This is a genomic window from Streptomyces sp. NPDC058459, from assembly GCF_042721685.1.
In the GTDB taxonomy this organism is placed as follows: domain Bacteria; phylum Actinomycetota; class Actinomycetes; order Streptomycetales; family Streptomycetaceae; genus Streptomyces.
Genome location: NZ_JBHXLV010000222.1, coordinates 1 through 10,537 on the forward strand (window position 1 = coordinate 1; position 10,537 = coordinate 10,537).

The window sequence follows — 10,537 nt, forward strand, 5'->3', positions numbered from 1 at the left end:
CAGGCCCAGGGGGCGGTGGACTCCTCGGCGGTCCAGCGGCCGCGCCGGGGGCGGGCCGCGCCGCCGGGCATGAAGTAGTCGAAGGGCCGCACCGGGCGGCCGACGACGGCGCCCGGCCGCAGCAGCAGGAAGTGCGGTGCGAGACCGGGCAGCAGGTGCAGCCGCGCCTCGGCGCCGGACCGGACCCGGACCACGTCGAGCCCCTCGGCCTCGCTCAGCCAGGCGGGCGGTGCCACCTGCGCGACCACCTGGATCACCTGGGTCCACGGCGCGTACTGGTGCAGGGAGCGCAGCGCGGCGCGCAGCAGTTCCTCGCCCCAGGGGGTGGCGTGCTCGAACAGGACGACGGCGTCGACGGGGAAGCCCACCTCGTCCAGCCGGACGACGTCGAAGGTCTCCAGGGTGACGGTCGGTTCCAGTTCGCCGTCGGTGTCGCTGTAGCCGCACAGCCGGTCGAGGCCGATCTCCACCCCGGGCGCGTCACTGGGCACCGCGCGCTGCACGCGATTGGGCCGGGGGCCGATCAGCCGCTCCACGGGCAGGTTGTCGTTGCGCGTCCAGAACTCGATCTCGATGCCCTGGTCGTCGCCGGTCCAGAGGTTCTCGGTCGGTTCGGTGCGCAGCCAGGTGAGGCGGATCACCCGCGCCTTGGGGTAGTGCTTCCACGCCTTCACATGGCTGCCCGGCAGGTCAGGGGTGTCGCTCCGCGCGGGCGATACGGAGGTGACGTACCCGGTGTGCTCCTCCATCAGGGCCCGCAGCACGCGGCGGACGGCTCCCTTGTCGCGCTGCTCCACGGCGAGGCAGATACGGCGGTCGTCCAGCGCGGGGACCGCGAACCAGCAGATGCCGGCCGAGTCCAGGGCCCGGGTGACCAGTTCGTGGTCGAACCGGCGGGCCAGGTCGAGGGTGAGCCCGGTGTGCACATGGCCGACGCGGCCGTCCGGGGCGGTGGTCCGGCGCTCGGACCGGCTGAGCCCGGCCTTGCGCACCCGGCGCAGGGCGCGCTGGTGCAGCCGTGCCTCGCGGCGGCGCAGGGTCTGGGCCAGGCTCAGCTTCACCTTGCGGCGCACCCCGGCGGGCAGGGTGGTGGCCGCGGCGGCGCGGACGGGGTCGGGTACGAACCGCTTGTAGACCTGAACCGCTGAGTTCATGGACGTCGGATCGGGCACGTCATGAACTCCGCTTCATCGTTCGTAAGGGCTTGGGGTGGGGAAGTAGGCGCCCAGGAATCCGTCCAGCAGTTCCTGCTGGGCCTCGATGTCCTCGGGGGTGGAGAAGGCGTCGTTGAGACAGAAGGAGTCTCTGTCCCGGCCGTCCAGCAGCCGTTGGAGCCGGTCGGCGAGATCGGGCACCGAGAGCTGGAGGTAGGTGAAGGGCATCGAGCCCGGCTGTCCCCGGCCGGTGAGGGCGGCGTAGTAGAGGACGAAGGACGAGGTGGGCGAGAGGTCCGTCATGGCGCGGAATCTGCTGCCCGAGGTACGCGCCCACGCCGCGGGGAAGTCCCGTTCCGCCTCCTCCATCGCCGAGCGGCGCAGCGGGTACGGAATGTGCTCCATGGGCTGGGTGATCACTCTGCCGAAACGTTCCTTCAGCAGCGCCCGGTTGTTCTTGCACGCCGCGTCGACCGGGCTGTCCGTGGGGACGACCGGGCCCTGCGGGATGCGGTTGCGCGAGGGGAAGTAACGGGCCACGCCGGCCGGGGTGTAGAAGGCGTGCGGGGCCACCGGGCGGCCCATGAACATGTCGTCGTTGAAGTACAGGAAGTGCTCCGCCAGGCCCTCGATGCGGTGCAGCTGGCTCTCGATGGCGTGCGAGTTGAACACCGGCAGGTCGGCCGGGTCGCGGAAGATCTCGCGGTGCGTGGCGATCCGCAGTCCGGGCACGTCTCCCAGGTCGTCCCGCAGCCAGGCCGGGGTCTGGTCGTCGGTCACCACGTAGACGTTGCGTATCCAGGGCGCGAACATGTGCAACGAACGTACCGAGTAGCGCAGTTCGTCCCGGCTGATGAAGCGGGCGTCGCTCGCCGACTCGGCGTGGTAGACCTCGCCCCTGGCCGTGGCCTTGCGTTCCTGCCAGGCGGGGTCGTTGCCGTCGACCCAGGTGTAGACCGCGTCCACGGGGAAGTCGATGTCGTCCGCGCAGGGCACGAGGAACTCGGGCCGGGTGACCAGCGGGGGCGCGTCCTCGGCCGGGGTCCAGTCGGAGATGTACCGGCTGAACAGCCGGGCCGCGCCGCGCACGCCGGGACCGTCGGTCCGCACGCTCCAGGCGACCCGGTTGGGCCGGGGGGCCACCAGGCGGTCGCCCTCGCGGCGCCAGAACTCGATCGCGCAGCCGTACTCGTGTCCCAGCACCAGGTGCCGGTCCGGGTCGGCGCGGGTCCAGCTGACCTGGAGGACCCGGGCGCCGGGCACCTCGCGCCAGGCGGCGGCCTCCCGCGTGGACAGCGGCCTGGCGGGGCGGGGCGCGTCGGGGTCGATCACGCTCAGCAGACCGGGGAACTGCCCGAGGCCGCGCCGCAGTACGTCCAGCACCTGGGGCCGCGCGTCCTCGGCGACGGCGAGCACGGTGCCGTGGTCGTCGTGGCCCCGGACCGCGAAGGGGTCGGCACCGATCGTGGTGAGCAGCCGGGACAGGGCGGCGCGGTTGGCCTCGCGGGCCGCCAGCGGGGTGATCCGCCGGATGACGTAGACATCGTCGTGCCTGGTGGCGGGCGGCCCGGTGACGGCGGGCACGCCTGCCGTGGGCGCCTCGACGGCGGCTCGCGCGGCGCGCTCCAGGACGGCCTTCGGAGCGACGGCGCCGCGTCGCGCCGCATCGACGGGCATCCGCACGGCGGGGTGTTCGGATACCGCCGTCACGCCACACTCCCCCTGCTGGCCGAGACCCCCGGGACCACAGCCGCCCTCCCTCGTTCACTCCGGCCCCCGGCCGGTCGAGCGCCTGTGAATCATCAGGCCGACCCAATAATGCTTTAAGCTTCACGCGCTTTGCGCATCATCACCGCATGTTCACATCACTGTCAAATGAACGGATCGCCAGGCAAACCTGCTGGAGAACCGGCTGACGAAGTGAAGTTCTGGTGAACGACGGACAGTGGACGCACACGGTATGTGAGCTGACATTCGGTCTATAGTTCGGCGGACCACGGCGCGAGGCGCCGTGCGGGCCCGAACCTCTCCCCCCACTCGCGCCCGAGCCACTCAAGGAATCCAAGGCCGCGAGCCGACGAGCGAGAGGACCGAGCATGACGCACTCCCCGGTGGGTCCGGGCAACCCCGAGGCGGGGCCGGGGCAGGCACCGCCGGCCGGACGGCGCCCCCGCCGCCGGCTGCGCTGGATCGCCGTCGGCGTCGTGGTCCTCGCGGTCGCCGCGGCCGGTGTCTCCTACGGGCTGTACAGCCGGCTCGACGGCAACATCAAGGGCGTCGACCTCGAACAGTCCCTCGGCGACGACCGCCCCGCGAAGCTGCCCACCTCCGGCCAGAACGTGCTGGTCCTCGGCTCCGACTCGCGCGCCGGCGCCAACGCGGCGACCGGTACCGGGCATGTGGCGGGGGCCCGTTCGGACACCGCGCTGGTCATCCACATACCCGAGGGGCGCCAGAAGGCCGTCGCCGTCAGCATCCCGCGCGACACCCTCGTCACCCGCCCCGAGTGCGTCAAGGGCAACGGTCCGAAGCTTCCGTCGGCCCACCGCGTGATGTTCAACTCGGTCTATTCGGCGGCCGGTCCGGCCTGTGTGGTCAAGACGGTCGAGAAGATGTCGGGTGTACGGCTCGACCATTTCGTGGAGATCGACTTCGCCGGGTTCAAGGGCCTGGTCGACGCGATCGGCGGGGTTCCCGTCACCGTGGACCGCGACATCCACGACTCCTCCAGCGGGCTCGACCTCGCGGCCGGCACCCACCGGCTGAACGGCACCCAGGCGCTCCAGTTCGTCCGTACCCGGCACGGCATCGGCGACGGCAGCGACCTGGGCCGGATCGGGATGCAGCAGAAGTTCCTGATGGCGCTGCTGGCCGAGATCAAGCGGCAGGACCTGATGGGCAGCCCCACCAAGGCGTACGCCGTGGCGGACGACCTCACGACCGCGCTCACCACCGACTCCGGGCTCGCCTCCCTCACCAGGCTTGCCGAGTTCAGCCGCAGCATGAACGGTGTCGACACCTCCACCATGGAGACGATCATGCTCCCGGTGCGGTACGACACCGAGGACCCCAACCGGGTCGTGGCCGCCCGGCCGCAGGCCGAGCAGCTCTGGGCGGCCCTGCGCACGGACGGGGTGGTCCCCGACTCCGCCAGGAAGTCCCCCGCGCGCGGCGGCGCCACCCCGTAAGCACCCCCGGCGGGGTCAGATCTCCCGCCAGGGCTCCAGCGCGAGCCCCGGCTCGTCCTTGCGGCGGGTGAGGACGAGCCGGCCGGCCGACGGGGAGAGCGCGGCCGCGACCAGCCGCCCGGAGTCCGCGCCACCCGTGAGGAAGACCCGCGCGTCCTCGGGCAGTTCCGGGCCCGACTCGGCCCACCAGGCGCCCGCCGACTCCGCCTCCGTGGGATACGCGGCGATGGCGACCCGGCCGTTCGCCGCGCGCTGTGCGAGCACGGTGCAGTCATGGCCGTCGAGCAGGCAGCGGGCCGCGCTGACCGGGCCCGGTCCGGCCGCGTACAGCAGCGCGACGGGCTCGGAGCCGGGGCGCCAGGCGCAGAGCAGGCCCTCGGGGTCGGTGTAGAACACCGTCGTGCGGTCTGCGGAGGTGGCGAGCGCGGCCAGTGTGCCGGGCCTGACCCGCGCCTCCAGCCGCTCGGTGACGGACGGCTGTCCGCCCGGCTTCTCCTGGGACCAGTGCAGGATGCCGCCGGGCACCGCCCCGTACACCTCGACCAGGCCGGACTCCCCCGTCAGCGCCGCGAGGCCGTCCTGGACCCTGGAGCCCTTCAGGTCCCGCCAGGGGTCCCAGCCGCCCTTCTCCCGCTGGGCGACCATGCTCAGCCCCTGGCCGCCGTTGACCACGAAGACATGGGCCCGGCCCTGGGCGTCCACCGCGACCGCGGGGTCCGAGGTGCGCGGGCCCTTGCGGTTGGGGTGGCCGATGGGGGCCCAGTCCAGGGCGGTGAGGTCGGGGCGGTAGTGGGTGGAGTGGGTCAGGACCGCCTCGTCCTTCGCCGCCGGACGCCAGGAGACGAGGTGGGCGTAGCCGTCGGTGCCCTGGCCCACTCCCAGGCCCGGACGCAGTCTCAGTTCGCCGCCCACCCTGCGCGGGGCGGTCCAGCCGCCGCCCGGCCGGAGTTCCGCCCGGGACAGGACACCGTCACCCGTGGGGTGGTAGACACCGAGCCGGCCGTCGCTGCCGGGTATGAGCCAGTCGCCGTTCACCGGATCACCATAAGCCGCTTGGTGGGAGGCGCGGACCGCGCCCCCGAGGGACTCCCGTGGGAGTCTGGGCGCATGGACGACGTACGCCGGGTGCCGGCTCAGGACGATCCCCTGCTGGCGATCGTGGACTGCGCCAATGTGGTGGGCTCCCGGCCCGACGGCTGGTGGAAGGACCGCAAGGGGGCCGCCGAACGGCTGCGGGACCGGCTGGCCGGTGGCGGGCTGCCGGGCCGGCCCGGCCCGGCGGAGATCGTGCTGGTGGTGGAGGGCGCGGCGCGCGGTGTCGAGTCCGTGCCGGGGGTCCGGGTGGAGTCCGCGCCGGGCAGCGGGGACGACCGGATCGTGGAGCTGGTCGCCGGGTCCGCCGACCGGGACCGGCTGGTGGTGACCGCCGACCGCGAACTGCGGCGCCGGGTGGGCGAGCTGGGCGCGGAGGTCACCGGTCCGCGTACGGCCCTCGGCTGAGGGTCTTCCGTACGGCGGGCCGGCGCTCGCGGCTCAGGGGGCCTCCGGGGCCTCGGCGGGGGGCTGCTCCCCGCGGGCCAGGCGGCTGTGGGTGCGGCCGTAGAGGAAGTAGACGACGAAGCCGATCGCCATCCAGATGGCGAACCGCAGCCAGGTCTCGGCGGGCAGATTGAGCATCAGCCACAGCGAGGCGCACACCGACACGACCGGCAGCACCGGGACCCACGGGGTGCGGAAGGCGCGGGGCAGGTCGGGCCGGGTCCTGCGCATGATGATGACGCTTGTCGCGACCACGATGAACGCGAACAGGGTGCCGATGTTGACCAGTTCGGCCAGTTCGCTGAGGCTGGTGAAGCCCGCGATGATCGCGATGATCACGCCGAGCAGGATGGTCGGCCGGTGCGGGGTGCGGAAGCGCGGATGGACCCGGGAGAAGAAGCGGGGCAGCAGTCCGTCGCGGCTCATGGCGAAGAACACCCGGGTCTGGCCGAGCAGCAGGATCATGCACACCGTGGTCAGGCCGACGGCGGCGCCGAAGCTGATGATGCCCGCGTACCAGGGGTGCCCGAGCGACTTGAAGGCGTCCGCGAGCGGCGCCTCCACGGACAGCTTCGTGTACTTCTGCATGCCGGTGACGACGAGGGACACCGCCACGTACAGCACCGTGCAGATGAGCAGCGAGCCGAGGATGCCGCGCGGCATGTCCCGCTGCGGGTTGCGGGTCTCCTCGGCGGCGGTGGCGACGACGTCGAAGCCGATGAACGCGAAGAACACCACCGAGGCGGCGGTGAAGATGCCCATCACACCGAAGTTGGCCGGCGCCCAGCCGAACATCAGCTGGATCAGCGGCGCCTTGAGGTTCTGGCCCGCCTCCTGCGGCTGGGCCGGCGGGATGAAGGGGTCGTAGTTGTCGCCGGTGACGAAGAAGGCCCCCGCCACGATCACGATGAGGACGACGACCACCTTGACGGCGACGACGGCCGAGGTGATCCGGGCGGACAGCTTCACGCCGACCACCAGCACGCAGGTCAGCAGCAGCACCAGCGCGGCGGCGAGGACGTCGAAGCCGAACCCGCTCGCGCCGTCCCGCCCGGACAGGTACTCCGGCAGGTGCCAGCCCCAGCTGTCGAACAACGAGCGGACGTACCCGGACCAGCCGACCGCCACCACCGCGGTGCCGAGCGCGAACTCCAGCACCAGGTCCCAGCCGATGGTCCAGGCGGGCAGTTCACCGAGCGAGGCGTAGGAGAAGGTGTAGGCCGATCCCGCCACCGGGACCGTCGACGCGAACTCGGCGTAGCAGAGCGCGGCGAGGCCGCAGACCACGCCGGCCACGGCGAAGGCGACGGCCACCGCGGGACCGGCGCTGTTCTTGGCCACCTGGCCGGTCAGCACGAAGATGCCGGTGCCGATGATGACACCGACACCGAACACCGTGAGGTCGAGGGCGGAGAGGGACTTCTTGAGCGAGTGCTCCGGTTCCTCGGTGTCCCGGATGGACTGCTCGACGTTCTTCGTGCGGAAGAGCGTGCTCACGTGCCTACCTCCCACGCTTGTCGTCCTCGACATGGTCGAGAGGGACGGGGTGCGTGTGCCCCGGCACTGGCAGGTTCACGCAGGCGGGCCGGTCCCGCCACCTGAGGAGGCAGCGGAACCGGCCCGTCGGCCGTGGCGTTCGAGTGGTCAGTCGCGCGCGGACTCCACCGGGTCCATGGCGTCCGTGTCCTGCCCGAAACGGCCGTCGATCCTGGCGACCAGACCGGTGACCTGGCGGGCGATGTCCGGGGCGGTCAGCCCGATCTCGGCCATGACCTCGGCGCGCGAGGCGTGGTCGAGGAAGCGCGGCGGGATGCCGAAGTCGCGCAGCGGCACGTCCACGCCCGCGTCGCGCAGCGCCTGGGCGACCGCGGAGCCGACACCGCCGACGCGGCTGTTGTCCTCGACGGTGACGACGACCCGGTGCCGCCCGGCGAGCGGGGCCATCGCCTCGTCGACGGGCTTGACCCAGCGGGGGTCGACGACGGTGGTGGAGATGCCCTGCTTGTCGAGGAGCGTGGCGATCTCCAGGCACATCGGGGCGAGCGCGCCCACGGACACCAGGAGCACGTCGGGGCGGTCGGTGTCCGCCTCGCGCAGCACGTCCATGCCGCCCACCCGGCGCACCGCGGGTACGGCGGGGCCGACCGCGCCCTTGGAGAAGCGGACCACGGTCGGCGCGTCCTCGACGGCGACGGCCTCGCGCAGCTGGGCGCGTACCTGGTCGGCGTCGCGCGGTGCGGCCAGGCGCAGACCGGGCACCACCTGGAGGATGGACATGTCCCACATGCCGTTGTGGGAGGCGCCGTCGGTGCCGGTGATGCCGGCCCGGTCCAGGACGAAGGTGACGCCGCACTTGTGCAGGGCGACGTCCATCAGGACCTGGTCGAAGGCGCGGTTGAGGAAGGTGGCGTACACCGCGAAGACGGGGTGCACCCCGCCGTGGGCGAGGCCGGCCGCGGAGACGGCGCCGTGCTGCTCGGCGATGCCGACGTCGTAGACCCGCTCGGGGAAGCGCTTGGCGAACCTGTCCAGGCCGACCGGCTGGAGCATGGCCGCGGTGATGGCGACGATGTCCGCGCGCTCCTCGCCGAGCTTCACCATCTCCTCGCCGAACACGGAGGTCCAGTCGGCGCCGGAGGAGGCGATGGGCAGACCGGTGTCGGGGTGGATCTTGCCGACGGCGTGGAAGCGGTCGGCCTCGTCCTGGAGGGCGGGCTGGTAGCCGCGGCCCTTCTCGGTGAGGCAGTGCACGATGACCGGGCCGCCGAACCGCTTGGCGCGCACCAGCGCCGACTCCAGCGCCTCGATGTCGTGGCCGTCGATCGGGCCGACGTACTTCAGGCCGAGGTCCTCGAACATGCCCTGCGGGGCGATGAAGTCCTTCAGGCCCTTCTTGGCGCCGTGCAGGGTGTCGTAGAGGGGGCGGCCGACGACCGGGGTGCGGTCCAGCAGGTCCTTGGTCCGGGCGAGGAAGCGCTCGTAGCCGTCGCTGGTGCGCAGGGTGGCCAGGTGGTTGGCCATGCCGCCGATGGTGGGCGCGTAGGAGCGCTCGTTGTCGTTGACGACGATGACGAGCGGGCGGTCCTTGGCCTCGGCGATGTTATTCAGCGCCTCCCAGGCCATGCCGCCGGTCAGCGCGCCGTCTCCGATGACGGCGACCACGCGGTCGTCGGACTTCTTCAGCTGGTTGGCCTTGGCGATGCCGTCGGCCCAGCCGAGCACCGTGGAGGCGTGGCTGTTCTCGATGACGTCGTGCTCGGACTCGCTCTGCGCCGGGTAGCCGGACAGGCCGCCCTTCATCTTCAGGCGGGAGAAGTCCTGGCGCCCGGTGAGGAGCTTGTGCACGTAGGACTGGTGGCCGGTGTCCCACAGCACCTTGTCGGCGGGCGAGTGGAAGACCCGGTGCAGGGCGATGGTCAGCTCCACCACACCGAGGTTCGGGCCGAGGTGACCGCCGGTCTTGGACACGGCCTCCACGAGGAACGTCCGGATCTCACCAGCGAGCTGGTCCAGCTCCTCCAGGCTGAGCCGGTCCAGATCGCGCGGTCCCGTGATGCGGGTCAGCAGCGGCACCCGTGCCTCCTTGCAGGTATGAGCTGATCGAGCTGTTGCCGGGCCTGACGAGTCTAATGTTCCACCCCGGCGGAGCGTCGGCCGGGCGGTGCCCCGGTGGTCGTACGAACGGTCGCACCCCCCATGAGCGGGGATGCGACCAGGGGAAACGCGGAGGCCCGGCGCGTCGTCGCGCCGGGCCTCCCGAGAGCCTGCCGGGGGTTACGCGCGGCCGGCGGACTTCTGGGTCTTGCGGGTGACCGAGTCGATGACGACCGTGGCGAGGAGCACGCCACCGGTGATCATGTACTGGATCGGGGTGGCGATGCCCCTGAGGGCGAGCCCGTACTGGATCGACGTGATCACGAGGACACCGAGCAGCGCGTTCCAGGTGCGGCCCCGGCCGCCGAAGAGGCTGGTGCCGCCGATGACGGCCGCGGCGATGACGTTCATCAGCAGGTCGCCGGAGCCGGCGCTCTGGTTGGCGGCCGCGATCTTGGAGGCCCAGAACAGGCCGCCGACGGCGGCGAAGACACCCGCGATGGCGAAGACCGAGACGCGCACCAGGGTGACGTTGATACCGGCACGGCGGGATGCCTCGACGCTGCCGCCGAGCGCGAAGACCTTGCGGCCGTACGCGGTGCGGCGCAGCAGGAAGTCGCTGGCGACCAGCACGATCCCGAACAGGAGCACCGCGAGCGGCAGGCCCTTGTACTGGTTGAAGATGACCGCGACGGCGATCAGGGCGACCGCGAGCAGCGCGGTGCGCAGCACGATGTCGCTGAGCGGACGCGACGGGATGCCCGCGAGCGCGCGACGGCGGTTGCCGAGGAACGCCGACAGGAAGTACCCGGCGACCGCCACGACGGCCAGCAGGTAGGCGGCGGCGACATCCGAGAAGTAGTACGTGGTCAGCTTGCCGACCACGCCGTCGCTGTCGATGTTGATCGTGCCGTTGGAGCCCAGGATCTGGAGCATGAAGCCGTTCCAGAACAGCAGGCCGGCCAGGGTGACCGCGAACGCCGGGGCGCCGATGCGGGCGAAGAAGAAGCCGTGCAGGGCGCCGATGGCCGCGCCGGCCGCGAGGGCGGCGAGGACGGCGAC

8 protein-coding genes are annotated in these 10,537 nt (G+C 72.0%); 2 read left to right on the top strand and 6 right to left on the bottom strand.

The features are described from left to right. Both ACFWN1_RS28185 and ACFWN1_RS28190 read right to left on the bottom strand, forming a co-directional pair. Positions 1 to 1,172 (bottom strand): sugar phosphotransferase (locus ACFWN1_RS28185; protein ID WP_384367795.1); only part of this gene is annotated, 1,172 nt, incomplete at its 3' end. A gap of 15 nt (positions 1,173 to 1,187) precedes the next feature. Further along, positions 1,188 to 2,831, bottom strand: a complete 1,644-nt coding sequence (locus tag ACFWN1_RS28190) for a stealth family protein (RefSeq protein ID WP_384367815.1) — start codon at positions 2,829 to 2,831, stop codon at positions 1,188 to 1,190. Between the two features lie 419 nt (positions 2,832 to 3,250). Here ACFWN1_RS28190 and ACFWN1_RS28195 point away from each other — a divergent pair, with 419 nt between their 5' ends. Then, positions 3,251 to 4,342, top strand: a complete 1,092-nt coding sequence (locus ACFWN1_RS28195) for an LCP family protein (RefSeq protein ID WP_384367797.1) — start codon at positions 3,251 to 3,253, stop codon at positions 4,340 to 4,342. Between the two features lie 15 nt (positions 4,343 to 4,357). Here the strand turns inward: ACFWN1_RS28195 and ACFWN1_RS28200 are convergent, their stop codons facing one another. Then, on the bottom strand, positions 4,358 to 5,377 hold the full coding sequence (locus ACFWN1_RS28200) for a hypothetical protein (protein ID WP_384367800.1): 1,020 nt from the start codon (positions 5,375 to 5,377) through the stop codon (positions 4,358 to 4,360). Between the two features lie 72 nt (positions 5,378 to 5,449). Here ACFWN1_RS28200 and ACFWN1_RS28205 point away from each other — a divergent pair, with 72 nt between their 5' ends. Then, positions 5,450 to 5,842 carry an NTP pyrophosphohydrolase gene (locus ACFWN1_RS28205; protein WP_384367803.1) on the top strand — a complete coding sequence of 131 codons (393 nt, stop codon included), beginning with the start codon at positions 5,450 to 5,452 and terminating at the stop codon, positions 5,840 to 5,842. Between the two features lie 33 nt (positions 5,843 to 5,875). Here the strand turns inward: ACFWN1_RS28205 and ACFWN1_RS28210 are convergent, their stop codons facing one another. The 3 genes from ACFWN1_RS28210 to ACFWN1_RS28220 form a co-directional block, all read right to left on the bottom strand. Then, positions 5,876 to 7,378, bottom strand: a complete 1,503-nt coding sequence (locus ACFWN1_RS28210; protein ID WP_384367806.1) for an amino acid permease — start codon at positions 7,376 to 7,378, stop codon at positions 5,876 to 5,878. Positions 7,379 to 7,525: 147 nt separating this feature from the next. Then, positions 7,526 to 9,454, bottom strand: coding sequence for a 1-deoxy-D-xylulose-5-phosphate synthase (gene dxs / locus ACFWN1_RS28215; RefSeq protein ID WP_384367809.1), 1,929 nt, complete (start codon positions 9,452 to 9,454; stop codon positions 7,526 to 7,528). Positions 9,455 to 9,655: 201 nt separating this feature from the next. Beyond that, on the bottom strand, positions 9,656 to 10,537 hold an 882-nt coding region (locus tag ACFWN1_RS28220; RefSeq protein WP_384367812.1), incomplete at its 5' end, for a sugar ABC transporter permease.

What these genes read in the sequence shown, in the direction of transcription:
- ACFWN1_RS28190 (WP_384367815.1), bottom strand. Translation starts at nt 2,831, where the DNA reads ATGCCCGTCGATGCGGCGCGACGCGGCGCCGTCGCTCCGAAGGCCGTC.
- ACFWN1_RS28195 (WP_384367797.1), top strand. Translation starts at nt 3,251, where the DNA reads ATGACGCACTCCCCGGTGGGTCCGGGCAACCCCGAGGCGGGGCCGGGG.
- ACFWN1_RS28205 (WP_384367803.1), top strand. Translation starts at nt 5,450, where the DNA reads ATGGACGACGTACGCCGGGTGCCGGCTCAGGACGATCCCCTGCTGGCG.